This window comes from Labedaea rhizosphaerae, from assembly GCF_004362825.1.
GTDB lineage: Bacteria > Actinomycetota > Actinomycetes > Mycobacteriales > Pseudonocardiaceae > Labedaea > Labedaea rhizosphaerae.
Genome location: NZ_SNXZ01000001.1, coordinates 1,226,954 through 1,253,275 on the forward strand (window position 1 = coordinate 1,226,954; position 26,322 = coordinate 1,253,275).

Below are 26,322 nucleotides of genomic sequence, written 5' to 3' on the forward strand. Positions count from 1 at the left end.
GGTGACGCGGGCTGTGCGGGCTAACCCCGGCGAACCAACCGGGTGATTCGGCGGGTCGCCGGACGCAGTTCCTCCACTCGGAACAACGCGAGCGCGCCGAACGCGATCACGAGCACGACGATCCCCTGGACGATCAACTTCGCCCAGGCCCCCGCGAGGGTGCCGAAGCCCGCGAACACGGGTCCGATGAGCTTCATCAACCCGAACTCGACCGCGCAGGCGATCCCGCTGGCGACGACGGTGACCAGCAGCGTGCGCAGCACCCGCTTCGTCTGCAGGTTGCCCAGGCGCACCCAGAGCCACATCTGCCCGGCGACCGCGCCCACCACGTAGGTCAGCGAGTTGACCATCATCACGCCGACCACGACGTCCCGGTCGGCCAGCGACGCCTGGCACATGAAGAGCAGCGGCACCTTCACCGCCGTCATCAAGATCATGATCAACGTCGGGGTGCGCGAGTCCTTCATCGCGTAGAACACCCGCATCTGGAGCATGACCAGTGCGTACGGCAACAACCCGAACGCACTCGCGCCCAGCGACAGGCCCAGGGTGGCCGCCTCTTCCGGCTTGGCGTGCCCCAGGGAGAACAGCGCAAGCCCGATGGACACCCCGGCGACGGACAGCGCGGCGCTCATCGGGCCGAGCAGAACCGTGGACAACCGGCTGCTCAGCGACAGGTCGTCGACCAGGCGCGGGATGTCGTTGTCGGCCGCGGCCTTGCTCATCCTCGGCAGGATCGCGGTGAGCAGGGACACGCCGATCACGCCGTAGGGCAGCTGGAGCAGCAACCACGCGTTGGCGTAGATCGCCGGGCCGCCGGGGTCGCCCGCCGTCATGACCCGGGTGCCGATGACCAGGCCGACCTGGCTGACCGCGACGTAGAGCAGCATCCACGCGGCCAGTCCGCCGAACTCGCGCAGCCGGTCGTCCAGGCCCCAGTGCCAGCGGAAGCGGTAGCCGGAGCGAAGCAGCGGCGGAATCAGGACCAGGGCCTGGATCGCGATGCCGAGGGTGGTGCCGAGGCCGAGCGTGAGCAGCTTCGCGTTGCCCATCTCGACCGGGTCGATCGACAGCTTCCCGGGCATGACCATGTACAGGACGATCGTCACGCAGACCACGACGTTGTTCAGCACCGGCGCCCAAGCCCCCGGACCGAAGACGTGCTTGGCGTTCAGCACGGCCTGCAGCAGCGCGAACAGGCCGTAGAAGAAGATCTCCGGCAGCAGCAGGTAGGCGAACGCGGTGGCGAGGTCGGGGTTGGACTTGCCGGTGTTGTCGATGAACAGCCATGTGAAGAACGGGGCCGCCGCGACGGCGATGACCGTGGTGATCCCAAGCATGACCATGCCGACGGTCAACAGCCGGTCGGTGTAGCCGTCGCCGCCGTCCGGGTCGTCCTGCGCGCGCACCAGCAGCGGCACCACGACACTGGACAGCACGCCACCGAGCAGGAGCTCGTAGATGATGTTGGGCAGCGTGTTGGCGACGGTGAACGCGCCGTTCTCCGCGGCCAGGCCGAGGGCCGCGGCCAGCAGGATCTTCCAGAGGAACCCGGTGATCCGGCTGACCAGCGTGGCGATCGCCATCGACCCGCTGGCCTTGGCCAGCGAAGGCTGCTGGGGTGCCGACCGCGGCTTCGGTTCGGGTGCGGGTTCGGGGCGCCGCCGAGGTGGCGGTGGCGGTGGCGGAGATGACGGTGAAGGCCGCGGCGGCACTGGTGGCGGTGGTTGCTGGGGCGGCAGCGGACGCCGGCCCGGAGGCGGCATCTGCGCTTGTACGGGACGGCGGGGCCGCGCGCCTGGTCTCGGCCGCTGCCTCCCCCGCTCCGGGGGTTGGGTCACCGGCGTGCCTCACCCTGGGGTTCAGGCGCGGTGGCCGCGCCCGCACGGGCGGTGCGGATACGCCGGTAGATCCGCCTGCCGGACAGCAGGACCAGCGCACCGCCGGCAATACCCGTGACCACGATCGTGATGGTGCCGTACGAGGTGGAGTTCAGTTCGAGCCGCGCCGTGCTGCCCAGCACGGTGTCCCCGCTGGGTGTGGACAACGACACGTCGACGGTGAACCGGCCCGACCGCAGCACCTTGCTCTCCGCGAACACGGTGACGTTGCTGCCCGCGGGCACCATGCGCACCGGCACGGGCGCGGCCTGCAGGCCGGGCACGTCGCTCAGCTTGATCTGCACGGCCATGGCGACCGGGAGCCGGTTGGTGACGATCACCGGCAGCGGCGCGTTCTGCGAGCCGAGCGAGATCGGCGGGCCCGGCGCCTGCACGCTGACCTTGCCGATCATGCCGCTGAGCTGCGTGCGCACGCCCGCGACCCGCGCCTTGGCCATGGCGACGTGCCCGCGCCAGCCGGTCGAGGTGGCCCGCACGAGGCCGAACTTCAGCGGCTGGATCAGGCTGCCCGGCACCACCTTGCTCGCCGGGTCCTCGTGCATGGCGTTGACCAGGTCGCGCTGGGTGTTGTCGACCCGCACCAGTTCCTTCGTCACCGAGCGCGGGATCTCCGCCGCCTGGTCCGCCGGGCTGTACTCGAGTCCGGCGGCGGTGCCGCCGGCCGGGCCGTGCACGAGGTCGGCCAGTGACTCGGGCTCGGCGAAGGAGCCGGCGAACCACGAGCCCAGCTGGTCCAGCCACACCTCGAGCTCGTTCGCCGGCATCGCCCAGTGGCGCGGCGGGGCGATCAACAGGTGATCACCGCCGGTGCCGTCGAACAGCGTGCGGTAGGCCAGCACGGCCAGGGCGTCCTGCACGGACGTGCGGTTGGTGAGCGCGCTGCCGAGCAGGCCGTCCACCGGCACGGCCGTGGTGGACGAACCCGTGGCCCCCACCGTCCACGGCGCCGGTCCGCTGGAGCGCTGCACCTTGGCGGGGTCGGCGAGCACCGTCACCGGGCCGTTCGCCGCCAGGTCGGCGAGCGTGCGCTGGTCGAGCGTGCCGCGGTCGGGCCAGTACAGGCCGGGTTGCGGGGTCACCCCGAGGATCCCCTGCACCACGGCCGAGCCGGACAGGGCGAGCTGCTCGATGTCGACCGCACCCGCACGCGACAACGCGGCGAGGTCGACGTCGGCGTACGGCAGCGCGAGCACGCACTGGTTGCCGGTCACCAGCGACCGCAACCGGTCCACCCAGATGTCCGCGGCCGTCGCGCCCGTCCCCTGATGGGTCCGCCCGTCCTTGCCGGCGACCAGGTACCCACCGGCCATCGCCCGGGCGGTCTCCACCAGGTCGGGGTCGATGGCCACGCACACCGAGGACTGCAGGTCCGGATCGGTCGACGTGGCCGAGTCCAGCTGACCGAGCAGCTCGTAGAGGCGGCCGCCGGCGGCCAGCGAGGTGGCGAGGGCGTCGTCGGAGAGGACCACCTTGTCGCCCTCGGTCCGCACGACCCGCGGGTAGTCGTCGATCAGCGGCCAGAGCAGGGACACCTTGCTGGGCCGCGACGGCGCCTTGGTGTTCTTGCCGGGCACTCCGAGCACCGGCAGCAGCAGGCCGGACGTGGCCAGGCGCGCGGTGCCGCCGAACTCGGGCTTGCCGTTGATGTTGACCAGCAGCGGGTAGACGCCCGGCTGGTCGATGCCCAGGCCAGTGCCGTCCTGGCCGGTGATCGGCACCGTGATGGTCAGGTTCGCCGACTGGCCGGGCTGCAGCGCGGGCGCGACCGGCGTGAACGCGGACTGGCCGGCCTCGGTCGGCTGGTTGTGACCCAGCGCCTCACGCATCTGCTGCTCGGAGGTCTCCGGCTGGCCGCGCTGCACGCGGACCTGCAGGTCGTCGATGCGCCGGTCGCCGATGTTGGTGATCTTGCCGGTCACGGTCAGCGAACTGGACCCGGAGGTGATCACCCGCGGGCTCAACTCACCGATCGTGAGCCGCAACCGGATCGGGTCCTGCGGCTGGGGCTGGGCCAACGCGGGCGAGGGGGCGCCGAGCACAGCGAACGCTCCCGCGCACAGCAGGAGCACCAACCGCCCCGCCCTGCTCTTCACGTCCTCAGCCCCGTCCCGACCGGTGTCCACTCTCGGCAGGGTCGTCTCCTGCCCGGTCGGAGAGTAGTTGCTTGGCCTTGCGGACCAGACGGCGCTCGTCGGCATACGCCAGCCGGCTCTCCAGTTCGGTGAGCGGGACCCACGCCACCTCGGTGACTTCCACGTCCTCGTCGGAGAGCTCGTGGTCCTGCGCGATCAGCAGGAAGTGGTGCACGGTCTTGTGCACCCGCCGGTCCTCGGCGACGAACCAGTAGTCGATCGTCCCGAGCGGGACGTCGACGATCGCCGTGATGCCGGTTTCCTCCTTGACCTCGCGGATCGCGGTCTCCGCGGCGGTCTCGGTGCCCTCGATGTGGCCCTTGGGCAACGACCACAGCAGGCGGCCGCGGCGGTCCAGCCGGCCGATCAACGCGGCGTGGGTGCCCAGGTCGGCGTCGAGGACCAAACCACCCGCCGACGTCTCGTCGACCGTCGGCAACCGCCGACCACGCCGTCGGGATCGGCGGCCGGGCCGGCCTCGACTCGATCGTCCGGACGACGGGGGCACACCAACGATCGTAGTGCGATCACCGGCCGGGCGTGGGCGCCCGGCGTATCGCGGTTACGCTGGTCGGCCGTGCCAGGTGAAGTGACGTCAGGGGATGACGGGGTGACCGCCCAGCAGGCAGCTCAGCAGGCCGCCCAAGAGACGGCCCAGCGCAATGCCGTGGTGGAACTCGTCCGGATCGCCCCGATCGCCGACGAGCTCGCCGCGCGGTTCGCCGCCGCCGGTCACCAGCTCTACCTGGTGGGCGGCAGTGTCCGGGACGCCCTGCTGGGCCGGCTTTCCAGCGATCTCGACTTCACCACCGACGCCCGCCCCCAGCAGATCATGGAGCTGGTGAAGGGCTGGGCGGACGCGATCTGGGACACCGGGATCGCGTTCGGCACGGTCGGCGCGGCGCGGCGCGGGACCACGGTCGAGATCACGACGTTCCGCGCGGACTCCTACGACCGGGTGACCCGCAACCCGGAGGTCCAGTTCGGCGACTCGCTCGAAGCCGACCTGGTTCGCCGGGACTTCTCGGTCAACGCCATGGCCGTCGACCTGGCCTCGAAGACGTTCGTCGACCCGTACGGCGGGATGCAGGCGCTGGCCCAGCGCCTGCTCGACACGCCCGCGACCCCGGAGGAGTCGTTCGCCGACGACCCGCTGCGGATGATGCGGGCGGCCCGGTTCGCCAGCCAGCTCGGCTTCACCCTGGCCCCCCGGGTGCGCACGGCGATGACCGAGATGGCCGGCGAGATCACCCGGATCACGGCCGAACGCGTGCAGATGGAGATCTCCAAGCTGCTCTGCGGCGCGCAGCCGCGGCTGGGCATCGAGCTGCTGGTGGAGAGCGGGATCGCCGAGCACGTGCTGCCCGAGCTGCCCGCGATGCGCCTGGAGATCGACGAGCACCACCAGCACAAGGACGTCTACCAGCACTCCCTGGTGGTGCTGGAGCAGGCGATCGACCTGGAGGAGCCGGACGAGTCGCCGGATCTCGTGCTGCGCATCGCCGCGCTGTTGCACGACATCGGCAAGCCGCGCACCCGCCGGTTCACCCCGGGTGGTGGCGTGAGCTTCCACCACCACGAGGTGGTCGGCGCCAAGATGGCCCGCAAGCGTTTGCGCGAACTCCGGTACTCGAAGGAGATCGTCGAGGATGTCGCCAACCTCGTGTACCTGCACCTGCGGTTCCACGGCTACGGCAAGGGCGAGTGGACCGATTCGGCCGTCCGCCGCTACGTCACCGACGCCGGTGACCTGCTGCCCCGGCTGAACAAGCTGGTCCGCGCCGACTGCACGACGCGCAACAAGCGCAAGGCGGCGGCGTTGCAGCGCAGCTACGACGACCTCGAGGAGCGGATCGCCCGGCTCGCCGAGGAGGAGGACCTGGCCAAGGTCCGTCCGGACCTCGACGGCAACGAGATCATGAAGATCCTCGGCATCCCGCCGGGCCCGATGGTCGGCAAGGCGTGGCAGCACCTCAAGGAACTGCGCCTGGACAACGGCCCGATGGCGCACGAGGACGCGGTTGCCGCGCTGCTGTCATGGGCGAAAGCCCAGGGCCTAGGCGCGCCGGAGGCGTAGCACCCCGAAGTAGCCGGCCAGCCCGATCACGTACAGCCCCGCCGCGGCGAGCACCATCGTGACCGAGTGGCCGTTCGCGGGGATGAACGCGGCGCACACGGCGGCCGCGATCACCGACGTCATGTTGAACAACGTGTCGTAGAGCGCGAACACCCGGCCGCGGGCGTCGTCGCCGATGTCACGCTGCACGGAGGCGTCCACGCAGAGCTTGATCACCTGGCCGGCGTAGGTCAGCAGGAACGCCGCGCCGAGCACCGAGGGCAACGTCATCGGCAGCCCGAGCCCCAGCTGGGTGGCCATCGCGAGCACGAGCGCGGTCGCGACGGCCGTGTTCCGACCCAGCCACGTGACGACGCGGGCGGTGGTCAGGCCGGCCAGCAGGATGCCGGCCGCGCCGAACGCCGCGACCTCGCCGAGCCCCGGCAACCCGGCCCGCAGCGGCCCGCTGTCGTGGAAGTAGTACCGCATCAGCAGCACCGTGATCAGCAGCGATGCGCTGAACGCGGCCCGGTGCATGATCAACGCAATGAACCCGGCGGTCACCGCGGGCGCACGCCACGCGGCCCGCGCGCCGTCGAGCAGCCCACGCAGCACGGCGAGCGCGGCCGCGGCGGGTTCGCTCACCTCGTCGGGCCCCAGCGCGCCCGCGACGAACCGGCCGGCCAGCCACGCGGCGAGGATCGAGCCGACCACGGCGGTGCCCGTGGTCAGGCCCGAGCCGAGGTCGCCGGTGCCGTAGACCCCGCCGAGCACGACCCCGCAGCCCGCGCCGATCACGGTGACGACCGAGCCGAGCGTGGTGGCCAGGGCGTTGGCCTCGACCAGGTTGGTCAACGGGACCACGTGCGGGAGCGACGCGGAGAGCCCCGAGCCGACGAACCGGCTGATCCCGATCACGACCAGCGCCAGCAACGACAGCGTCGTGCTGGACGCGCCGGTCGCCATGGCGAACGCCGAGACGACGACCATGACCCCGCGCACGAGGTTGGCCACGACCAGCACCCGCCGCCGGTCCCAGCGGTCGAGCAAGGCTCCAGCGAACGGCCCGACGAGCGAATACGGCAGCAGCAACGCCGTGAACGCCTCGGCGATCGCGATCGCGTCGGGCTGGCGCTCGGGGTTGAAGATCACCGCGCCGGCGAGGCCGATCTGGAAGAGGCCGTCGCCCCACTGCGAGGCGAACCGCGACAGCAGCAGCCGCCGGAACCCGGCCATGGCCAGCAGTTTGCGCGCCCCGATGCGGGTGTCGGGCGTAACGGCGGGCGTGCCGGCCACGGTGTTCACGAGCACACAGCGTACGGCCGTGCGGTACCGGCCGTATAAGGCAAACCCCCCGAACTCCGGAGAGCTCGAGGGGTTTGCCGGCACTCGGGGTGCGGGGTGTCCCCGCTGCAAACGCGGAACGACCCATGCTCGCGTGGTCTGCGAGCACGGGTCGCCCCGAGTTGTGCTCGACCAAAGCGCCCGGTCGCCTCTCGGCGGGGTGCGCAGTGTGGCTCCAGCCGGACGGTATTCCACAAAGGCGATTCAGTTTGAGCCCGGGGGACACGGTGGCGCTTTGGCTACCTCGTCCAACGGAGGCGGGTCGGGGATTGTTCCCGGGCGGTCTTACCGGCTCGTGACTCGTGGATGGGATCATGTCCAGGTGCGACCGGACGCTGATGTCGAGCCAGGGACGCTCCTCGTCGCGTCACCTGGGTTGCTCGACTCCAACTTCCGCCGGACGGTGGTCTACGTCATCGACCATCGCGGCGAGGGCACGCTCGGCGTGGTGCTGAACCGCCCGAGCGAGGTGTCAGTGGATGACGTGCTGCCCGCGTGGGGCCCGCACGTCACCGAACCGAGCGCCGTGTTCGTCGGTGGACCGGTCGATCCGAAGACGGCGTTGTGCCTGGCCGCGATGCGCACGGGTGAGGACGTCTCGGCGATGGCCGGCGTGATCGGCGTGCGTGGCCCGGTCGCGCTCGTCGACCTCGACTCCGACCCGGACACGCTGGTGTCCCGGTTCCGCGGGATGCGGGTATTCGCCGGCTACTCGGGCTGGGACGTCGACCAGCTGGCCGGCGAGATCGACCGCGGCGACTGGATCGTGGTCCCGGCCCTGCCCAGCGACGTGCTGGCGTCGCCGTCCGAGGACTTGTGGGCGCGCGTTCTGCGTCGTCAGGGCATGCCGTTGGCCTTGCTGGCCACACACCCCGTGGACGTCAAGAACAACTAAGCCTTCGCGAAGGCGCAGGTCCCGCACTGGCAGCCCGCGCAGCCGGCAGGCACTTCCGGCTCGGGCTTCTCGTCCGGCACGGCCGCGGCGGCCCGGTGCCCGAGCACCCCGCCGCCCGTGGCGATGGCCAGCAGGCCGACCAACCCGATCACGGCGGCGACCAGCGTGCCCACCGCGTTCGGCATGAAGAACCCGGCGACGCCGCCGAGGACGCCGACCAGGCCCGCGACCAGCAGCGGGAGCCCGGCGACCTTGTTGGCCACCCGGAAGGTCTCGTCGGAGCGCATCGTCGCGTCCGTGCGCACGCCACCGAACCGGTTGCGCGGCAGGCGCTCGGTCAACCCGAGAAACCCGACAACAGCGATCAACAGGCCGATAACCACAGGCACGACAGCGACGGCAGCCACAGGGTTAGCGTAAGCGCCGCCTGCCGGCCAATCCCCGGACACCCCGATCGGATGTGCTGCACCTCATGCGAAGCCGTTTAGCCACCGCCGTCGCCGCCGCTGCCTGTGCGGCCTGCCTGTTCGCGCCGGCCGCCGAGGCCCACCCCGGCCACCAGCTCTCCGCCCGGTTCCTCGGCGAGAGCGTGGTCCCGCACGCCCTGGACTACCAAGGCACGACGGTGGGCGGCCTGTCCGGCATCGACCGCGACCCGCGCACCGGCCAGTACGTGATCATCTGCGACGACCGGTCCGCCCTGCAGCCCGCCCGCTTCTACACCGCGTCGATCCCGGTGGACGAGCACGGCGTCGGCCCGGTGACGTTCACGTCCACCCACCCGCTGCTGCGCGCGGACGGCAGCACCTACCCGCCGGTGACGGCGACGACGGGCACGATCGACCCCGAGGACCTGCGGGTCGACCCGTGGACCGGGAACTACCTGTGGAGCCAGGAAGGGCAGCGCACGGTCGCCGACGGCAAGGCGCCGGTGCTGGTCCAGCCGTCGGTCGGCGTCGTGCGCCGTGACGGCTCGTACGTGCGGACCCTCCCGCTGCCCGCCGACGAGCGGATCACGGCGGAGCACCGCGGCCCGCAGGACAACTTCTCCCTCGAAGGCCTCACCTATGCCGCGGGTGGGTCGCTGGTGGTCAGCGAGGTCGAGGGCCCGCTGCTGCAGGACGCGCCGAACGCGACGACCGAGCACGGCACGCTCAGCCGGATGACGGTGCAGACCCGTGGCGGCGCGGTGCTCGCGCAGTACGCCTACCCGCAGGAGCCGCTCTTCGCGAACCCGGTGCCGCCGACCGCCTTCTCGATCACCGGGGTGTCGGCCATGCTCGCGGTCGACCCGCTCGACCCGACCCGGTACCTGATGATGGAGCGCGGGTTCGCCGTCGGCGTCGGCTACCGGATCCAGATCTTCGAGATCGACACAAAGGGCGCCACGAACGTCAAGGACTACGACACGTTGGCGGGCAAGCACTTCAAGCCGGTCAGCAAGCGCCTCGTCGCCGACCTGGCCGACTACCCGCTGTCCACTGTGGACAACGTGGAGGGGATGACCTGGGGCCCACGGCTGCCCTCCGGCGAGCGCACGTTGATCCTGATCAGCGACGACAACTTCGCGGCCACCGAGGTCACGCAGGTCATCGCCCTGGCGGTACGCGACTGAACGGTAGCGGGCGTGTTGTACCCTTGTATGCATGAGCACGGCACGCCTGCTCCTTAGTCGGCCGCGTTGACCAGTTAGCTGGTGAGCGCGGCAACCCCTCATGCCCATCGGGCTGGGGGGTTTCGTCATTCTTGGCGCAGGTGAACCGCATGGAGGGGAAAAGGCGATGAGCGAGGGCACGGAAGAGGCGGTACCGGGCTACCGCTACACCGCGCAGCTGGCCAACGGGATCGAGAAGCGCTGGCAGGACTACTGGGAGAGCAACGGCACCTACCACGCGCCGAACCCGGTCGGTCCGCTGAAGGGCGACGTCCCCGAGGACAAGCTGTTCGTGCAGGACATGTTCCCGTACCCGTCGGGCGCGGGCCTGCACGTCGGGCACCCGCTGGGCTACATCGGCACGGACGTCTTCGCCCGCTACCACCGGATGAACGGGCGCAACGTCCTGCACACCATGGGCTTCGACGCGTTCGGCCTGCCCGCCGAGCAGTACGCCGTGCGCACCGGGCAGCACCCGCGCAAGACCACCGAGGACAACATCGCCAACTACCTGCGCCAGCTGCGGGCGCTGGGGCTGGGCCACGACGACCGGCGCCGGATCGCCACCATCGACCCCGGCTACTACCGCTGGACGCAGTGGATCTTCCTGCAGATCTTCAACTCCTGGTACGACACGCGCATACGGAAGGCCCGGCCGATCGACGAGCTGGTCGCCGAGTTCGCCTCCGGGGAGCGCGCGACCCCCAACGGCCACATGTGGGACGACCTGACCCCGGCCGAGCGCGAGGACGTCCTGCGGGAGTACCGGCTGGCCTACCTGTCCGACGCCCCGGTGAACTGGGTGCCGGGCCTGGGCACCGTGATCTCCAACGAGGAGGTCACCGCGGACGGCAAGTCCGAGCGCGGCAACTTCCCCGTGTTCCGCAAGAACCTGCGCCAGTGGATGATGCGGATCACCGCGTACGCCGACCGGCTGATCGACGACCTGGACCGGCTGGACTGGCCCGAGAAGGTCAAGTCCATGCAGCGCAACTGGATCGGGCGCTCGCACGGTGCGCGCATCACGTTCACCGTCGGCAACGAGGGCATCGAGGTCTTCACCACCCGGCCCGACACCGTGTTCGGTGCGACCTACGTCGTCGTGGCGCCGGAGCACCCGCTGGTGGACGCGATCGCCACGGAGCGTTGGCCGTCCACTGTGGACAAGCGGTGGACCGGCGGTGCCGACACCCCGGCCGAGGCGATCGCCGCGTACCGGCTGGCCGCGTCGATGAAGTCGGAGCTGGACCGCCAGGAGAACAAGGAGAAGACCGGCGTCTTCACCGGTGCGTTCGCCGAGAACCCGGTCAACGGCAAGAAGATCCCGGTGTTCGTCGCCGACTACGTGCTGATGGGCTACGGCACCGGCGCGATCATGGCGGTGCCCGGCCAAGACCAGCGCGACTGGGACTTCGCGAAGATGTTCGGCCTGGACATCATCCGCACCGTCCAGCCGACCGAGGGCTTCGAGGGTGAGGCGTTCACCGGCGAGGGGCCCGCGATCAACTCGGGCTTCCTGGACGGCATGGACGTCGACGAGGCCAAGAAGACGATCATCGCGTGGCTGGAGGAGCACGGCTGCGGCCGCGGCACCATCCAGTACAAGCTGCGCGATTGGCTGTTCTCCCGCCAGCGCTACTGGGGCGAGCCGTTCCCGATCGTCTACGACGAGCACGGCACCGCGATCGCCGTGCCGGAGGAGATGCTGCCGGTCGAGCTGCCCGAGGTGGACGACTACTCGCCGCGCACCTACGACCCGATGGACGCCGACACCGAGCCGCTGCCGCCGCTGTCCCGCGCGGACGACTGGGTCGAGGTCGAGCTGGACCTGGGCGAGGGCAAGAAGACCTACCGCCGCGACACCAACACGATGCCCAACTGGGCCGGTTCGTGCTGGTACCAGCTGCGCTACGTCGACCCGACCGACACCGAGCGGTTCTGCGAGCCGGAGAACGAGCAGTACTGGCTGGGCCCGCGCCCGGCCGAGCACGGCGCGAACGACCCGGGTGGCGTCGACCTGTACATCGGCGGCGTCGAGCACGCGGTGCTGCACCTGCTGTACGCCCGGTTCTGGCAGAAGGTCCTGTTCGACCTGGGCCACGTCAGCGGCGACGAGCCGTACCGCCGGCTGTTCAACCAGGGTTACGTCCAGGCCTACGCCTACAAGGACAGCCGCGACGTGTTCGTGCCCGCCGAAGAGGTGGAAGAGCGCGACGGCAAGTTCTTCTGGAACGGCGAAGAGGTCTTCCGCCAGTACGGGAAGATGGGCAAGACCGAGCGCAACGTCGTGACGCCGGACGAGATGTGCGAGCGCTACGGCGCCGACACGTTCCGGTTCTACGAGATGTCGATGGGTCCCATGGACGTCTCGCGCCCGTGGGCGACCAAGGACGTCATCGGCGCCCACCGGTTCCTGCAACGCCTGTGGCGCAACGTGATCGACGAGGACACCGGCGCGGTCGTGGTCACCGACGCGCAACCGGACGAGGAAACCCTGCGGGCGCTGCACAAGGCGATCGCGGGCGTGCACGAGGACTACGCGAACCTGCGCTACAACACGGCCGGCGCGAAGTTGATCGAGCTGAACAACCACCTGACCAAGCACTACGGCCCGGGCAAGTCACCCCGCGCCGTGGTCGAGCCGATGGTGCTGATGCTGGCGCCGCTGTGCCCGCACGTGGCCGAAGAGCTGTGGACCAAGCTGGGCCACGAGGGCTCGCTGGCCCACGGCCCCTTCCCGGCGGCCGACGAGCGCTACCTGGTCGACGACACGGTCGAGTACCCGATCCAGGTCAACGGCAAGGTCCGCGCCCGCATCACCGTCCCGGCCGACGCGTCCCGCGAGCAGGTCCACGACCTGGCCATGGCCGACGACAAGGTGACGGCGTTGATCAACGGCGCCACCCCGAAGAAGGTCATCGTGGTTCCCGGCCGCCTGGTCAACATCGTCCTGTAGCAGGGCATCGGGGGTGCGGGGTGGAGCGCGATCTCCACCCCGCACCTCCACCCGCGCGCCGATCCGCTCCGGCGGCCGCGTCCATAGCGTCGCCGCCATGAAAGACGCACTGCAGTTCGGCGGCCTCTTCCTGGGGATCGTGCTCTTCACCCAGATCGGTACCAGGCGCCACAACCTGTTCTGGACCGTCATGCCCTTCGTCACGTCGGGCTCGATCGGCGCGTTCGTGATACTCACCGGCCAGCACCACTACCAACTGCCCGGCGACGTGTGGTCCGGCGTGGTCGGCGGCCTGATCGGGGTCGCCATCGGCTTGACGCTCACCACCGTCATGCGCGTCTTCCGCCGCGACGGCCGGCTTTACGTGCGCTCCGCCTGGGCGTACCTGGCCATCTGGTTCGGCGTCCTCGCCGCCCGCACGGTCTTCGTCTGGCTGCTCGAGAACGTCCCGTCCTTCGCCACCAGCGTCGGGAAGTTCATGTTGCGCAACGGGATCGGCCCCGACGGCGCCACGTTGTTCTTCGTCCTCATGGCGCTGGCCATGTCCGTCAGCCGTGAGCTCGGCGTCCTGTACAAGGCGCACCGGTTGAGTCCGGAGCCCGAGCGGGTCAGCGCTTGACCGCGAGGTGGACGGTGATGTCGGCCGCCACCGCCACGGTTTCGGGCAAGACCGCCAAGACCCGTTCGAACAGTTGCTCCCGGGTCGAGACCGGCAACTCGAGGTAGGCCGAGACGGTGGAGAGGTGGCCCACGTAGTCCTGAGCACTCAGCCGCAGGTGCCGCTCGACCACCTCCTGCCGGACCTTGGTGAACAACCCGGATCGCAGCAATTCCGTACCCGGCCACTGCATGTCTTGCTCCGGCGGCGTTCCGTCCGGCGACGGGATGTCGTCGCTCGCCAGGAACGGCGCCCGCGCGGCCTGGAATGCCGACGCCACCTCAGGATCCGCCAAGCGGGCCGGCGCCCCGAACGACGCGAAGACGCCACCGGGCGCGAGCAACGCGGCCACGCGCTCCCACCGGCCTTCCGGCTTCGTCCAGTGCAGCGCCGCGGCCGCGTAGACGAGGTCGTAGGCGCCGGTCCGCAGGTCTTCGAAGGCGCCGGTCACGGGCGTGACGTTGTCCGGCACGTGCTTGCGCAGCTCCGCGAGCATCGCCGGATCGGGCTCGGTGGCGGTGACGGCGATGCCGCGTCGCGCGAAGAGCCGGGTCGCCTTCCCCGTGCCCGCGCCGATCTCCAGGGCCGTGCGGAGCGGCCGGTCGGCGTACCCCACGACCAGGTCGGCGACCTCCGCCGGATATCCGGGCCGGAATCGTTCGTAGGCCGCCGCCACCGCTCCGAAGCTCAACGCACGAGCAGACATGCCGAGAATCCTGCCTACCGGGTCAACCCCAAATCCGCGACCAGGTCGGCGAGCATCTTGTCGAACAACACCGCCGGGTCCGAGACCGCCAGCGGGAACCGGCCGAACACCTCCAGCGTGACCTGGCCGTAGAGCCGCACCCAGACCTGCAACATCGCGTACGAGACCCCGAGGGTGAACCGCCGCTCGTCCACCGCGATGCCGTCGGCCGACATGATCTTCATCAGCAGCCGGCGGAACCCGTCCAGGTCGGCGCGCAACTCCGCGGGCACGTCGTCGTCGGCCGGCACCGTCAGGTCCTGCGCGGCCAGCAAGCGCCCGGCGACCACCAGGAAGATCCGGCCGAACGGGTCGGCGCCGAGGTCCTCGTCGATCCAGTCGAGCTTGCTCTTGCCCTGGACCTCCATCAGCGACGCGAACACCAGCGTGAACTCCTGCGGGTGCGCGAGGGCCCAGCGCCGGAAGCCGCGACACGCCGCGAGCAGCTGCCCGATCGGATCGGCCACCTTCTCGATGTCCACGGCGAGCTCGGCGGCCGCGTCCGCGCAGATGTCCTGGCGCAGGTGGTGCATCAGGTCCTCGCGCGAGGAGTAGTAGCGGTACAGCGCGGGCGCGGTGATGCCCAGGTCGCGGGCGATCGCGCGGAGCGTCACGGCCTGGTGGCCGTGCTCGACCAGCAGCGCGCGCGCCCGGCCGCGGATCTCGCGGTCGGTGTCCTCCCGGCCATGAGGTCCACGGTCCCGGCGGGTGGCCTCGGTCATAGCGGTGCTCCCCGAGCTTGTAAACGGTGTTAACCGCAGGTACCTTCGTACCGGTAAACGCCGTTTACTAGCGGTACGACCAGCACACATAGTAGGCATTTCGGGAGGCGCTGTGTTCGTTCGGTGGGGGTCTGTGGTCTACCGGCGCAGATGGTGGGTGTCGGCCCTCGTGCTGGCGATCACCGTCGGCGGCGGGCTGTGGGGGCTCGGCGTCTTCGACAAGCTCACCCAGGGCGGCTGGGACGACCCGAAGTCGGAATCCGCGCTGGTCAACACGATCGTGCAGAACGAACTGGGCCAGCGCAGCGACATCGCCATCCGCTACACCGCGCCCGACGGCACCACGATCGACGACCCCGCCGTCGCCGGTCCCGTCGAGGCCGCGCTGTACCGCTTACCCGCCGACGCGGTCGCGCGCGTGACGTCCTACTGGGACACCCGTGCCCCGCAACTGCACGCAGGCGACAAGTACGCGCTGGCCACGATCACGTTGGCCGGCAACGGGTACGACGAACGCCAAGCCGCGTACGGCCGGATCGCCGACCAGTTGCGGGTGCCCGGCATCCAGACCGAGATCGGCGGGCAGTTGCCGACCGAGCACTCGCTGAGCGAGCAGTCCAACTCCGACCTCGCGGTCGCCGAGTCCATCTCGATCCCGGTGACGCTGATCCTGCTGGTGCTGATCTTCGGCAGCGTCGTGGCCGCCGCGCTGCCCGTGCTCGTCGGCGGCCTGTCGATCTTCGGCGCGCTCGGCGTGCTGCACCTGCTCACCCAGTTCCTCGAGGTCAACAACTTCGCGTTGAACGTCGCCTCCCTGCTCGGACTCGGCCTCGCCATCGACTACGGCCTGTTCAGCGTCGGCCGCTTCCGCGAGGAACTCGCCAAGGGCGCCGACACCGCGAGCGCGGTCCGCACCACCGTCGCGACCGCCGGTCGGACCGTGGCCTTCTCGGCGACCTTGCTGGTGCTCGCGTTGTCCGGGCTGCTGGTGTTCCCGATGGACTTCCTGCGCTCGATGGCCTACGGCGGCATGGCGGCGGTCGCGATCGCCGCGCTGGTCTCGCTGACGCTGCTGCCCGCGGTGCTCGGCATCCTCGGTCACCGCGTCGACAAGTTCGCCGTGCCGTGGCGCCGGGCCGAACGCGAACCGCGGTTGCTCGGCAAGCTCGCGGGTGCCGTGATGCGCCGCCCGATCGCGTTCGTGCTGCCGATCGTCGCCGGGCTGGTCCTGCTCGCGGTGCCGTTCACCAGCGCGAGCTTCGGCGCGGCCGACGAGAAGCAGCTGCCACCCGGCGCGTCGGCGCGTGTTGCCGCCGAGTCCATCAGCGAGACGTTCCCGCAGTTCAGCAACCGTGCCGTGCGGATCGTCCTGCGGGGCGAGGTCACCGACCCGGCGCCGTTCATCGCCGCGGCCGACGCCGTCGACGGGATCGGCCCGGTGCACCCTGTCGCGCAGCGCGGCGAGTACACCGTGTTCGGCGCGGACGTCGAGTCCGACGCGATGTCCGACCATGCCAAGACCGCGGTGCGCGACCTGCGGCAGGTCGCGCCGCCAGCCGGCACGACGATGCTGGTCGGCGGGTTCTCGGCCCAGGTCGTGGACAGCGTCGACGCGATCACCGACCGCGTGCCGGACATGATCGCGATCCTGGTCGCGGCCACGTTGTTGCTGATGTTCCTGGCGTTCGGCTCGGTGCTGCTGCCGATCAAGGCCGTGGTGATGAGCCTGCTCAGCCTGTCCGCGACGTTCGGCGTGCTGGTGTGGGTGTTCCAGTACGGCCACGGCGCCGGCCTGCTCGACGTGACCCCGCAACCGGTGCAGGCCGGGATGATCGTGCTGATCGGCGCGATCGTGTTCGGCCTGTCCACCGACTACGAGACGTTCCTGTTGTCCCGCATGGTCGAGGCCCGCGAGGCCGGGATGTCCACAAAGGATGCGATCCGGACCGGGCTGGTGCGCACCGGCCGGATGATCAGCGCCGCCGCGTTGCTGCTGGCCGTGGTCACCGGCGCGTTCGGGATGTCGTCGCTGGCCACGATGCGGTTCATCGGCGTCGGCATGGTGGTGGCGTTGCTGCTGGACGCGACCGTCGTGCGGATGATGCTGGTGCCCGCCGTGCTGCGCCTGTTCGGCGATGCCGCGTGGTGGGCGCCCAAGCGGCTGCGTCGGTGGCAGCAGCGCAGTGGCTTCGGCGAGCGTTCCGAGCTGCCGGAACGCGAGCCCGAACTGGTGTAGACCCGCGCCGCCGGCGCCGATCGCTCGGGGGGCTACGCGATCGACGCCGGCCGCGCGGAATCCGGTGCACGGCCCCCTGGCCCTGACCGGACCCCGGTGCCGCGTGGGCCATGGAACCCTCGCGGCGCCGGCTCTACGGTGCCGTCGCCGACCCCGTACATGAATTGACGCACATTTAGGGCCCGTGGGTCCGCTATACGGCCTAATCCTTTACAGATGCGCACGGTCGAGCGCTAGTGCCGTCCGGCTACCAGCCGGGCATACCGGGTCCCGGCGGCCAGCAACACCAGCCCGGCGCCGAGGAACGCGGCGACCCGCGCCAGCCCGTCGAGCGAGGCCAGGTCGAACAGCACGAGCTTGGCCAGCGCGGCCCCGGTCAGCACGAGCCCGGTCACCCGCAACGGCAGGTGGTCGATGCCGCGCAACAGCAGGACCAGCGCGGTCACCGTCCACGAGATGGTCACCAGCACGTGCCCGCCGAGGAAACCCGCCCGGTCCGGCGCGATCAGCAACCCCACGGTCAACACGGCGCCGGACGCCCCGTAGAGCCCGATCGCGGCACCGGTCAGCCACGGTCCGGGCTGGTGGTCCGGCCCGGGCAGCACACCGGCCTTGGTCGCCGCGACCAGCAGCACCGCGACCACGGCGGTCAGCAGCAAACCGGTGCCCGCGGCCGTGGCCAACGTGCCGAGCGGCGGTGCGTAGCGCGGCGGCTGGAGCAGGTAGACGATCGGCAGCCCGTGCACCAACGCCGCCAGCAGCCCGGCCAACCCGAACCCGGCCGACGCAACCAAGACGCCCGTGCCCCGCGACCGCCACGCGAGCAGCCCGAACAACAACGCCTCGCCGAGCAACACCGGCGCCAGCCCACGCCCCTGCGCGGCCAGCATCGTCGCCTGGAACAAGGCGAGCGCACTCCCGGCACCCGCGACGGTCACGAATCGCCGAGGCAGCTCGAGCAGGCCGCTCCGATCGACGAGCCACACCACCAGCAGGAACCCGCAGACGACGATGGCGAGTCCCGCGGCCGGCAGGCGCGGCACCAGGGTGGCGGCCAGCAGCCCAGGCACGACTGCGCCGACGAGCAGGCCCGGCAGTTGATCGCCATCGGGCTGCCGTGCCGCAGCGGCGGTGGCGAGCGCGATGACCAGTGCCGTCGTGGCCACCCCGAGCATGGCGGCCGTGGTCTTCGGCGTATCCGGATGCGTGGCGGTCCGCGCCACCAGAATCGTCACGGTCGAGGCGACAACCGGCGGCACCCCGGCGGCGAGCGCGAGCCCCGGCCACCGGCGGCGCAGGAGCACCGGGCTGGTCGCGGTCATCAGGACGAGCAGGAAGCCCAGCAGCAGCGGCTTGAAGCCCCCGGTCAGCACGGGCGCGCACACCGCGCAGCCGACCACGACGAACACCGCGAACAGCTCGGCATCCCAGCGCCCGGCGAGCAGCAACCCGGCACCCGCGACGAGCAGGCCCGCAAGAAGCCCGAGCCAGGACGGCAGGTAGTGGTAGAGCGTGGTCGCGGCGACGAGGTCGAGGTAGACCACCGCGAACCCGGTAGCCGCCACCGCGAGCGCGCCGATCCGATTGGCAGGCGTGCGATGCAGCCGCATCCCGGTGCCCGCAAGCCCGACGCCGAGCGCCGCCCCGAGCAGGACCCGGCTGAGCGGTCCGAGGTAGCCCCGCTGGATGGCCAGGACGAGCAGAAGCACGACACCGAGCAAGGTGACCGCGCCGCCGACCCAAGCCAGGATGCGACTACCGGCACCGTCCTTGCTGAGCCGCTGCCAGAGCGTAGGTCCCAACGGCGGTCCGGCGGGCGGGAACAGTTGAGGTGGCGGCGCACCCCACTGCTGCCCCATCGGCGCTCCCATCGGCGCTCCCATCGGCGCTCCCATCGGCGCTCCCATCGGCGGTGCCCACTGCTGGCCCGCTTGCTGTACCTGCGCTGATACCGGCGGCTGGCCGGCCTGCGCCATTGATTGCGCGTCCGGCGGTAGACCCTGCGGCGCCCCCAGCACCGATTGAGCGGCGGACATCGCCGGCCCCATTGGACTGGCCTGCTCCGCCGGACCGGGCTGCCACGCCGGAGTTGGCTGTCCTGCCGGACTGGCCTGCCCTACCGGACCGGCTTGGCCTGTGGGACCGGCTTGCTCCGCTGAACTGAGCTGTCCTGCTGGGAGCGGCTGCCCTGTTGGTGCCGGCTGCCCGGTCAGGGGCGCCTGACTCGGTCCGCCTACCTGGCCTGCCTGTTCCGCTTGGGCGGCTTGTTGCGGCGTGCTGGGCAGGCCCGCAAGGCCTTCCACACTCGGCCGGCCTGCTGTGCCCGGCAGTCCCGTTTGGTCGGTCCGCTCAGCTTGCGCCGTCAGGTCCGAGCGGATCGCTTGGGCCGTCGGATCGGGTTGGTGTGCCAGATGCGGCTGGCTTGGGTCCACCCAGCCTGGCTCGTCCGTCGAGCGCGGCGGCGTGGCCGGCGTCGGCTGCGGCGATCGCTGCTCGACGGCCAGCTCCATGAGCTCGGCGCTGATGGCGTGCAGTTGGTGGCCGACCTGATCGAGCGCGTCGGCTAACCGAGGGAGCGGGTCCTGTGCCTGCATGCTCGTCAGTGTCAGCCCCCGCGGGCGGCAGGGGATCCGTAGCATTACTCAACCGGCGTGGCAGGGTTGGCGCGTGGATGTCGTGGTGCTCGGATCGGCGAACGCGGACTTGATCGTGCGGGTGGCCCGCAGGCCGGGCCCCGGCGAAACGGTGCTGGGCTCGGACACCGAGATCCTCCCCGGCGGCAAGGGCGCCAACGTGGCCGTGGCCGCCGCCCGCCTCGGTGCCTCGGTGGCCCTGCTCGGCGCGGTCGGCACCGACGCCAACGGCGACCTGCTCCTCGACTCGCTCCGCTCCGCGGGCGTGGCCACGGACCGGGTCCGCCGCTCCCCGCGCCCGACCGGCACCGCCTACATCACGGTGGACGAGGCCGCCGAGAACTCCATCATCGTCTCCCCCGGCGCGAACACAGACCTGGATGTGTCCGATGTGGACCTGACCGGAGCCAAGGTCCTGGCCTGCTCCTTGGAAATCCCGGTCCCGGTCGTCGCCCACGCGGTCCGCACCGCGGTTCGAACCGGCGTCCGCCCAGTCCTGAACCTCTCCCCGGTCACCGACTTCGACGCCTTCGAGGGCCTGGACCCGTTGGTGGTCAACGAACACGAGGCCGAACTCCTGGGCGGCGACCCGGCCGAGCTGCTGGCCCTCGGCCCACGCAGCGTGGTGATCACCAAAGGCGGCAACGGCGCCCTCCTGGCCACCCCGGCCGGCGTTGAAGAGGTAGCCGCACCCCAGGTCGACGTCGTCGACACGACCGGCGCGGGCGATGCCTTCGTCGGCGCCCTGTCCGCTGCCCTGGCCGACGGCGCCGACCTGTCGGCCGCGGTCCGCCTGGCTGTCCGGGTGGCCTCGAAGTCGGTGACCGCCCGCGGCGCCCAACCTTCTTACCCAACCCGAGCCGACCTCGACGCTTAGGTTTTCCACAACCCCCGACCGAAGTTTCCCTTCGCGCCCCGAGTTGTCCACAGATCCGCTTTCCGACCTCCCACACCCCCGCTGACCTCGATAGACTGGCTTCAAGGGGTGCCCCCGGGAGGGTGGGGGCTTGGCTACGCGAGGCGACTTCTTGGCGGGTGGCTAGTCCAGTTCGGTGGCGCGGTCGCGCAGAGCGGAGCGCACGGCGGCGAGGCGCGGGTGGTCCTCGAGGCCACGCCGGACCGCGGCGAACACCCGGCGGGTCGGTGCGTCGCCGGCGATCGGGTGGACGACCACGTCCGGTGCGCCCGGTAGCGCCGTGCGGGGAATCAGTGCCACGCCCAAGCCCGCCGCCACCAGGGCGACCTCGGCGGTGAAGTCGTCCGACGCGTGCTCGATGCGTGGCGTGAAGCCCGCCTGCGCGCAGCACTGGACCACCACGTCCCGGCAGGGGTTCCCCGGCAGGGTGCCGATCCACGGCTCGTCGGCCAGCTCGAGGACGGCCACCTCCGACCGGTCGGCGAGCCGGTGCCCCGGCGGCAGCACCGCGACGAACGGTTCCGTGTACAGCGGGTCGGTGTGCACGCGGGTCTGCTCGTCGATCCCCGCGCGGTAGGCCATCGTGACCGCGAGGTCGATCTCGCCGTCGAGCAGCATGGGCAGGCTTTGCTGCGCCTCGGCGTCGGTGATGCGCAAGGTGATGCCCGGGTGCCGCTCCCGCAGCAGCTTCGCCGCCGGCGCGACCAGCTGCCCGATCGCCGACGCGAAGGCCGCCACGCGCACGCGGCCGATCGAGCCGTCCGCGTGGGCGGCCATCGTGGCTTCGGCCCGGTCCAGTTCGGCCAGCACCGCGTCGGCGTGCTTGACCAGGAGGTCGCCCGCGGAGGTCAGCCACACGCGGCGACCCCTGCGCCGCAACAACTCCTGGCCGACCTCCGACTCCAGGGCCGCCAGCTGCTGCGACACCGCGGACGGCGTCAGGTGCAACGCCTGTCCGGCCGCGGTCACCGTGCCGTGGTCGGCCAGTGCCCGCAGCACGCGCAACCGCCGGGGATCGATCACGGCACCATCGTCCACCACCACACGGAGTTGTCCACAGGCACTCCACTCAGATCGGGCAGTTGTCCACAGATTTCGTCGATTCATCCCCAAGTCGATCAACACAAACGTATGCGAATCGCATACAGTTGACTTATGGAAGACGTCATCGCCCAGTGGCACGAGGCCGTGAACAGCGGCGATCGCCAGCGGGCCATCGCTCTGGTCACCGACCCGATCGTCGTGCTCGGGCCGAAGGGCGCCGGACCGATCACGCCCGATCAGTTCGCCGAGTGGATCGTGCGTTCGGGGATCAAGCTCGTGCCACGCGACTGGCACCCCGTCGACGAGCACTGCGTGGTCGTCGAGGAAGACGCCACCTGGCCCGACAACCCCGAGCCGACCCGGGTGGCCACGGTGTTCCGGCTCAGCGACGGCAAGGTCGCCGCGGCCCTCCGCAAGCCCGACCTCGCGTCGGCACTCGAACTGGCCACCGAGCTGAGCCGATGAATCCAGGTCCCGGTCAGGTCCTGTTCGAGTTCGTCCGGCACTGGGCCCGCCGCGCCCCCGACGACCAGGGCCGCCTCGTGCAGGTGACCGAAGCCGTCCACACCCGGGCCCGGCGCGGGCAGAGCGCCACGGTCAACGACGTCGCCCACGAACTCGGCATCGACCAAAGTGGAGCGTCCCGCTTCGCCAAAGCCGCCGCGGCCGCCGGATACCTCGAAGTCCGGACCTCGCGTGAAGACAGCCGCCGCCGCGAACTGGTCGTCACCGAGGCCGGGCTGGCCCTGCTGGACCAGGCCCACGCCTGGCAGGAACGCGTCTTCGCCGAGCTCACCGAGGACTGGACCGACCAGCAACGCGCCGACTTCCAGAAAGCCATGACGCAGTTGGTCGAGCGCTCCTAGAGCTCCGCGCGGGCGTCGATGAAGGCGTCCACCGCACGGTTCACGTCGTCGGTGGAGTGGGCGGCCGACATCTGCGTCCGGATCCGCGCCTTCCCGTGCGGCACAACGGGGTACGAGAACCCGATCACGTAGACACCGCGGGCCAGCAGCAGATCCGCCAAACGCCCGGCGAGAGCCGCGTCGCCGATCATCACCGGGATGATCGGGTGCTCGCCGGGCAGCAGGTCGAAGCCTGCCTCGGTCATCCGCCGGCGGAACAGCTCGGTGTTCTCGCGCAGCCGGGAGAGCAGCTCGCCGGACGAGTCCAGCAGGTCGAGTGCGGCGATGGCCGCCGCGGTGATCGACGGGGCCAGCGAGTTCGAGAACAGGTACGGCCGCGAGCGCTGCCGCAGCATCTCGACGATCTCCGCGCGCCCGGACGTGTACCCGCCCGACGCGCCACCGAGGGCCTTGCCCAGGGTCCCCGTCACGACATCGACCCGGTCCTGCACGCCGAACAACTCCGGTGTGCCGCGACCGGTCGGGCCGACGAAGCCGACCGCGTGCGAGTCGTCGACCATCACCAGGGCGTCGTACTTCTCCGCCAGGTCGCAGATCTGGTCCAGCGGCGCGTAGTAGCCGTCCATCGAGAACACACCGTCGGTGGCGATCAAGCGGTACCGGGCACCGGCCGCGTCCCGCAGCTGCTGTTCGAGGTCGGCCATGTCGCGGTTGCGGTACCGCTTGCGCTGCGCCTTGCACAGCCGCACGCCGTCGATGATCGACGCGTGGTTCAGCTCGTCGGAGATCACGACGTCCTGATCGGTCAGCAGGGTCTCGAAGAGCCCGCCGTTGGCGTCGAAGCACGAGCTGTACAGGATCGTGTCCTCGGTGCCGAGGAACTCCGACAGCCGCTTCTCCAGCTGCTTGTGCGGCGCCTGCGTCCCGCAGATGAACCGCACCGACGCCATGCCGAAGCCCCACTCGGTCAACGCCTTCTGCGCCGCCTCGATCAGGGCCGGGTGGTCGGCGAGCCCGAGGTAGTTGTTGGCGCAGAAGTTCAGCACCTCGCCGTCGGCCACGCGCACGTTCGCGTTCTGCGGTCCCTCCAGCACCCGCTCGGCCTTGTAGAGCCCGCCCGCCCGGATCTCGTCGAGGCTCTTGACCAGGTCCTCACGCATCGCGCCGAACATCTACGCCTCCCAGTCCAGGATGACCTTGCCGCACTGACCGCCACGCGCCGTGGCGAACGCCTGCTCGTACTCCGCCGCCGGGAACTTGTGCGTGATCACCGGCGTGAGGTCGAGGCCGCCCTGCAGCAGCACCGACATCGAGTACCACGTCTCGAACATCTCGCGGCCGTAGATGCCGCGGATGGTGAGCATCTTCAACACGACGTTGCCCCAGTCCACCGGGAACTCCGCCGCGGGCAGGCCGAGCATGGCGATCCGGCCGCCGTGGGTCATGTTCGTGATCATGTCGCGCAACGCGACCGGCTGACCCGACATCTCCATGCCGATGTCGAAGCCCTCCACCATGTTCAGTTGCTTCTGCACCTCGGCGATCGACACGCCACGCACGTTCAGCGCGAGGTCGACGCCGAGCTTGCGGGCGAGCTCCAGGCGGTACTCGCTGACGTCGGTGATCACGACGTGCCGCGCGCCCGCGTGCCGGGCGACCGCGGCGGCCATCAGGCCGATCGGGCCGGCGCCGGTGATCAGCACGTCCTCGCCGAACACGGGGAACGCCAGCGCCGTGTGCACCGCGTTGCCGAACGGGTCGAAGATCGCGGCGACGTCCAGGTCGACCTTGTGCTGGTGCACCCACGCGTTCTGCTCGGGCAACGTCACGAACTCGGCGAAGGCGCCGTCGCGGTGCACGCCGAGCCCGCGCGTGTTCACGCACAGGTGCCGCCGGCCGGCCCGGCAGTTGCGGCACCGCCCGCAGACGAGGTGCCCCTCGCCGCTGACCAGGTCACCCACGGCCACCCGCGACACCGCGGCGCCGATCGCGACGACCTCGCCGACGAACTCGTGCCCGAGCACCAGCGGCGGCTTGATCGAGCGCTGCGACCACTCGTCCCAGCTGTCGATGTGCAGATCGGTGCCGCAGATCCCGGTGCGCAGCACGCGCAGCAGCACCTCGTCCGGGCCCGGCACGGGGTCCGGCACCTCGGTGAGGCTCAGGCCGGGGCCTGCCTCCGTCTTGACCAGTGCCTTCACCACACGCCTCCGATCACCGCCACGCGGCGCCAGTCTCGCGGCGGGCGCGGACGCCGTCCATCAGTACTTTCTGCACTGCGTTGTCAGCGCCGCTGCAAAGGTCACCGCTCCCAGCTGACCTTCCACGGGAAGCGCAGCACCATCGCGCCGATCCGCACGTACTTCGGCCTGCGGATCTCCACCGAACCCGCGCGCACCGCACCTTTGATCACGAACTGCGGCGTGCCGCTTTCCTTGGGCCGCTTGTCCTCGAGCTTGCCCATGGTCATCGTGACGCCGGAGCTCGTGACGCCCGCGTTCTCGGCGAACAGCAGCTCCACCGAGCCGCCCGCGACGTCGAGCTCGATCTCGACCTGCCGCGTGTTGATCACCGCGTCGGTGAAGTCGAGTTCGGTGGAACCCATGCGGCTGCGGATGAGCAGGCGCTGCGGCACGACCCACGGCCCCGACCGCTTCAGCGACGACATGGTGCTGCGCAGTTCGATCTGCGGTGGCGCCGTGGCGGCGGGGGCGTTCTCCGCGTGCACGAGTCCGGGCAGGTCGACGAGCACGGAGTTCAGCTCGCCCCTGGTCTTCGCGGCGAGGGCGGTGTCGGTGCGCTCGCTGAACTCGTCGAGGCTGATCAGCCCCTTGCCGATGGCCTTCTGCAGCACTTCGACCACGTGCTCGCGTTCCGCGTCCGAGACCCGCAGGTTCTTCGGATCAACCGGGCTGTTCACCCGCCCAATCTATTCCTCGCCGTCCAGCCCGTGCTCGATCGCGTACCGGGCCAGCTCCACGCGGTTGTGCAGTTGCAGCTTGCGCAGCGTCGACTGCACGTGGTTCTCCACGGTCCGGTGCGACAGGACGAGCCGGTCGGCGATCTGCCGCGCGGTCATGCCCTTGGCGACCAGGCGCAGCACCTCGGTCTCCCGCTCGGTCAGCTGGGGCGTGCCGGCCTCGGGGGCCGCCGCGATCCGCCGGTACTCGCCGAGCACGAGACCGGCGAGGCCGGGCGTGAACACCGCCTGCCCGTTGGCCGTGCGCTGCACCGCGTCCACCAGTTCGTCCGCCGACGCCGACTTGAGCAGGTAACCCGACGCGCCAGCCTTCACCGCCTCGAGCACGTCCTCGTGCTCACCGCTGGCCGACAGCACCAGCACCTTGGTGGCGGGCAGCTCGCCGGTGATCGCCCTGGTCGCGTCCACACCGGAGGTCGCCCCCAGGTTGAGGTCCATCAGCACGACTTCCGGTTGCACGGCACGCGCGATCCGCACCGCCGCCTCGCCGTCCGGCGCGGTCGCGCGCACCTCGAAGCCGCGCTCGGTGAGGTCGCGGGCGACGCCGTCGCGCCACATCGGGTGGTCGTCGACCACCATCACGG

The 26,322-nt window shown here is 70.7% G+C and carries 23 protein-coding genes; 10 read left to right on the forward strand and 13 right to left on the reverse strand.

The genetic code is table 11. The features are described 5' to 3' along the window. Nucleotides 1-20 precede the first annotated feature (20 nt). The 3 genes from murJ to EV186_RS05670 form a co-directional block, all read right to left on the reverse strand. Nucleotides 21-1,766 (reverse strand): murein biosynthesis integral membrane protein MurJ, encoded by a 1,746-nt coding sequence (murJ, locus tag EV186_RS05660; protein ID WP_133847978.1) that lies wholly within the window; start codon nucleotides 1,764-1,766, stop codon nucleotides 21-23. A gap of 71 nt (nucleotides 1,767-1,837) precedes the next feature. Further along, entirely contained in the window at nucleotides 1,838-3,994 is a 2,157-nt protein-coding gene (locus tag EV186_RS05665) for a DUF6049 family protein (RefSeq protein ID WP_133847979.1), read from the reverse strand. Nucleotides 3,995-3,998: 4 nt separating this feature from the next. Then, nucleotides 3,999-4,541, reverse strand: a complete 543-nt coding sequence (locus EV186_RS05670; protein WP_133847980.1) for an NUDIX hydrolase — start codon at nucleotides 4,539-4,541, stop codon at nucleotides 3,999-4,001. Nucleotides 4,542-4,643: 102 nt separating this feature from the next. On the opposite strand from EV186_RS05670, the gene EV186_RS05675 reads away from it, so the two are divergent. Next, on the forward strand, nucleotides 4,644-6,110 hold the full coding sequence (locus tag EV186_RS05675) for a CCA tRNA nucleotidyltransferase (RefSeq protein WP_133848791.1): 1,467 nt from the start codon (nucleotides 4,644-4,646) through the stop codon (nucleotides 6,108-6,110). Here EV186_RS05675 and EV186_RS05680 read toward each other — a convergent pair. Then, complete coding sequence (locus tag EV186_RS05680; protein WP_133848792.1) at nucleotides 6,090-7,325, reverse strand: MFS transporter; 1,236 nt, start codon at nucleotides 7,323-7,325, stop codon at nucleotides 6,090-6,092. The two genes, EV186_RS05675 and EV186_RS05680, sit on opposite strands and share 21 nt — an antisense overlap. A 403-nt stretch (nucleotides 7,326-7,728) precedes the next feature. On the opposite strand from EV186_RS05680, the gene EV186_RS05685 reads away from it, so the two are divergent. Further along, nucleotides 7,729-8,328, forward strand: a complete 600-nt coding sequence (locus EV186_RS05685; protein WP_279538276.1) for a YqgE/AlgH family protein — start codon at nucleotides 7,729-7,731, stop codon at nucleotides 8,326-8,328. Here EV186_RS05685 and EV186_RS05690 read toward each other — a convergent pair. Further along, the gene (locus EV186_RS05690) at nucleotides 8,325-8,735 is read right to left on the reverse strand and encodes an SdpI family protein (RefSeq protein WP_133847982.1); all 411 of its coding nucleotides are present in this window, start codon (nucleotides 8,733-8,735) and stop codon (nucleotides 8,325-8,327) included. The two genes, EV186_RS05685 and EV186_RS05690, sit on opposite strands and share 4 nt — an antisense overlap. Nucleotides 8,736-8,800: 65 nt before the next feature. Here EV186_RS05690 and EV186_RS05695 point away from each other — a divergent pair, with 65 nt between their 5' ends. From EV186_RS05695 to EV186_RS05705, 3 genes are all read left to right on the forward strand, one after another. Continuing rightward, nucleotides 8,801-9,943, forward strand: a complete 1,143-nt coding sequence (locus EV186_RS05695; protein ID WP_133847983.1) for an esterase-like activity of phytase family protein — start codon at nucleotides 8,801-8,803, stop codon at nucleotides 9,941-9,943. 166 nt (nucleotides 9,944-10,109) lie between these two features. Beyond that, nucleotides 10,110-12,938 (forward strand): leucine--tRNA ligase, encoded by a 2,829-nt coding sequence (gene leuS / locus EV186_RS05700; protein WP_133847984.1) that lies wholly within the window; start codon nucleotides 10,110-10,112, stop codon nucleotides 12,936-12,938. A 97-nt stretch (nucleotides 12,939-13,035) separates the two neighbouring features. After that, a complete protein-coding gene (locus tag EV186_RS05705) occupies nucleotides 13,036-13,557 on the forward strand; it encodes a CcdC protein domain-containing protein (protein ID WP_133847985.1) in 522 nt (173 codons plus the stop codon). Here the strand turns inward: EV186_RS05705 and EV186_RS05710 are convergent. Both EV186_RS05710 and EV186_RS05715 read right to left on the reverse strand, forming a co-directional pair. After that, complete coding sequence (locus EV186_RS05710) at nucleotides 13,547-14,302, reverse strand: class I SAM-dependent methyltransferase (protein WP_133847986.1); 756 nt, start codon at nucleotides 14,300-14,302, stop codon at nucleotides 13,547-13,549. The two genes, EV186_RS05705 and EV186_RS05710, sit on opposite strands and share 11 nt — an antisense overlap. A 14-nt stretch (nucleotides 14,303-14,316) precedes the next feature. After that, entirely contained in the window at nucleotides 14,317-15,063 is a 747-nt protein-coding gene (locus EV186_RS05715; RefSeq protein WP_133847987.1) for a TetR/AcrR family transcriptional regulator, read from the reverse strand. A 157-nt stretch (nucleotides 15,064-15,220) separates the two neighbouring features. Here EV186_RS05715 and EV186_RS05720 point away from each other — a divergent pair, with 157 nt between their 5' ends. After that, nucleotides 15,221-17,299 carry an MMPL family transporter gene (locus EV186_RS05720; protein ID WP_133847988.1) on the forward strand — a complete coding sequence of 693 codons (2,079 nt, stop codon included), beginning with the start codon at nucleotides 15,221-15,223 and terminating at the stop codon, nucleotides 17,297-17,299. A 233-nt stretch (nucleotides 17,300-17,532) separates the two neighbouring features. On the opposite strand, the gene EV186_RS05725 is transcribed toward EV186_RS05720, so the two are convergent. Continuing rightward, complete coding sequence (locus EV186_RS05725; RefSeq protein ID WP_166659030.1) at nucleotides 17,533-19,170, reverse strand: DUF2339 domain-containing protein; 1,638 nt, start codon at nucleotides 19,168-19,170, stop codon at nucleotides 17,533-17,535. A gap of 540 nt (nucleotides 19,171-19,710) precedes the next feature. On the opposite strand from EV186_RS05725, the gene EV186_RS38745 reads away from it, so the two are divergent. Beyond that, nucleotides 19,711-19,866, forward strand: a complete 156-nt coding sequence (locus EV186_RS38745) for a hypothetical protein (protein WP_166659031.1) — start codon at nucleotides 19,711-19,713, stop codon at nucleotides 19,864-19,866. Between the two features lie 100 nt (nucleotides 19,867-19,966). After that, nucleotides 19,967-20,809, forward strand: a complete 843-nt coding sequence (locus EV186_RS05730; RefSeq protein WP_243753830.1) for a ribokinase — start codon at nucleotides 19,967-19,969, stop codon at nucleotides 20,807-20,809. A 162-nt stretch (nucleotides 20,810-20,971) separates the two neighbouring features. Here EV186_RS05730 and EV186_RS05735 read toward each other — a convergent pair whose 3' ends face one another. Continuing rightward, nucleotides 20,972-21,871, reverse strand: coding sequence for a LysR family transcriptional regulator (locus EV186_RS05735; RefSeq protein WP_133847991.1), 900 nt, complete (start codon nucleotides 21,869-21,871; stop codon nucleotides 20,972-20,974). Nucleotides 21,872-22,003: 132 nt separating this feature from the next. Here EV186_RS05735 and EV186_RS05740 point away from each other — a divergent pair, with 132 nt between their 5' ends. Continuing rightward, nucleotides 22,004-22,357, forward strand: coding sequence for a nuclear transport factor 2 family protein (locus EV186_RS05740; RefSeq protein WP_133847992.1), 354 nt, complete (start codon nucleotides 22,004-22,006; stop codon nucleotides 22,355-22,357). Continuing rightward, the gene (locus EV186_RS05745) at nucleotides 22,354-22,758 is read left to right on the forward strand and encodes a MarR family winged helix-turn-helix transcriptional regulator (RefSeq protein WP_133847993.1); all 405 of its coding nucleotides are present in this window, start codon (nucleotides 22,354-22,356) and stop codon (nucleotides 22,756-22,758) included. Before EV186_RS05740 ends, EV186_RS05745 begins: the two co-directional genes overlap by 4 nt. Here EV186_RS05745 and EV186_RS05750 read toward each other — a convergent pair. The 4 genes from EV186_RS05750 to EV186_RS05765 all read right to left on the reverse strand — a co-directional run bounded on the left by EV186_RS05750 (nucleotide 22,755) and on the right by EV186_RS05765 (nucleotide 26,317). Next, the gene (locus EV186_RS05750) at nucleotides 22,755-23,930 is read right to left on the reverse strand and encodes a glycine C-acetyltransferase (protein ID WP_133847994.1); all 1,176 of its coding nucleotides are present in this window, start codon (nucleotides 23,928-23,930) and stop codon (nucleotides 22,755-22,757) included. The two genes, EV186_RS05745 and EV186_RS05750, sit on opposite strands and share 4 nt — an antisense overlap. Beyond that, the gene (tdh, locus tag EV186_RS05755) at nucleotides 23,931-24,959 is read right to left on the reverse strand and encodes an L-threonine 3-dehydrogenase (RefSeq protein ID WP_133847995.1); all 1,029 of its coding nucleotides are present in this window, start codon (nucleotides 24,957-24,959) and stop codon (nucleotides 23,931-23,933) included. A gap of 101 nt (nucleotides 24,960-25,060) precedes the next feature. Continuing rightward, nucleotides 25,061-25,678 carry a DUF1707 SHOCT-like domain-containing protein gene (locus EV186_RS05760; protein ID WP_243753831.1) on the reverse strand — a complete coding sequence of 206 codons (618 nt, stop codon included), beginning with the start codon at nucleotides 25,676-25,678 and terminating at the stop codon, nucleotides 25,061-25,063. A gap of 9 nt (nucleotides 25,679-25,687) precedes the next feature. Further along, nucleotides 25,688-26,317 carry a response regulator gene (locus tag EV186_RS05765; RefSeq protein ID WP_133848793.1) on the reverse strand — a complete coding sequence of 210 codons (630 nt, stop codon included), beginning with the start codon at nucleotides 26,315-26,317 and terminating at the stop codon, nucleotides 25,688-25,690. Nucleotides 26,318-26,322: the final 5 nt, after the last annotated feature.

Bases quoted from the DNA above. Each gene is read 5' to 3' on its own strand.
- EV186_RS05725 (WP_166659030.1), bottom strand. From the start codon at position 19,170: ATGGGAGCGCCGATGGGGCAGCAGTGGGGTGCGCCGCCACCTCAACTG.
- EV186_RS05715 (WP_133847987.1), bottom strand. From the start codon at position 15,063: ATGACCGAGGCCACCCGCCGGGACCGTGGACCTCATGGCCGGGAGGAC.
- EV186_RS05680 (WP_133848792.1), bottom strand. From the start codon at position 7,325: ATGGCCGGGTTCCGGCGGCTGCTGCTGTCGCGGTTCGCCTCGCAGTGG.
- EV186_RS38745 (WP_166659031.1), top strand. From the start codon at position 19,711: ATGCGGCTGGCTTGGGTCCACCCAGCCTGGCTCGTCCGTCGAGCGCGG.
- leuS (WP_133847984.1), top strand. From the start codon at position 10,110: ATGAGCGAGGGCACGGAAGAGGCGGTACCGGGCTACCGCTACACCGCG.
- EV186_RS05745 (WP_133847993.1), top strand. From the start codon at position 22,354: ATGAATCCAGGTCCCGGTCAGGTCCTGTTCGAGTTCGTCCGGCACTGG.
- EV186_RS05740 (WP_133847992.1), top strand. From the start codon at position 22,004: ATGGAAGACGTCATCGCCCAGTGGCACGAGGCCGTGAACAGCGGCGAT.
- murJ (WP_133847978.1), bottom strand. From the start codon at position 1,766: ATGCCGCCTCCGGGCCGGCGTCCGCTGCCGCCCCAGCAACCACCGCCA.
- EV186_RS05705 (WP_133847985.1), top strand. From the start codon at position 13,036: ATGAAAGACGCACTGCAGTTCGGCGGCCTCTTCCTGGGGATCGTGCTC.
- EV186_RS05765 (WP_133848793.1), bottom strand. From the start codon at position 26,317: ATGGTGGTCGACGACCACCCGATGTGGCGCGACGGCGTCGCCCGCGAC.
- EV186_RS05710 (WP_133847986.1), bottom strand. From the start codon at position 14,302: ATGTCTGCTCGTGCGTTGAGCTTCGGAGCGGTGGCGGCGGCCTACGAA.
- EV186_RS05695 (WP_133847983.1), top strand. From the start codon at position 8,801: ATGCGAAGCCGTTTAGCCACCGCCGTCGCCGCCGCTGCCTGTGCGGCC.
- EV186_RS05750 (WP_133847994.1), bottom strand. From the start codon at position 23,930: ATGTTCGGCGCGATGCGTGAGGACCTGGTCAAGAGCCTCGACGAGATC.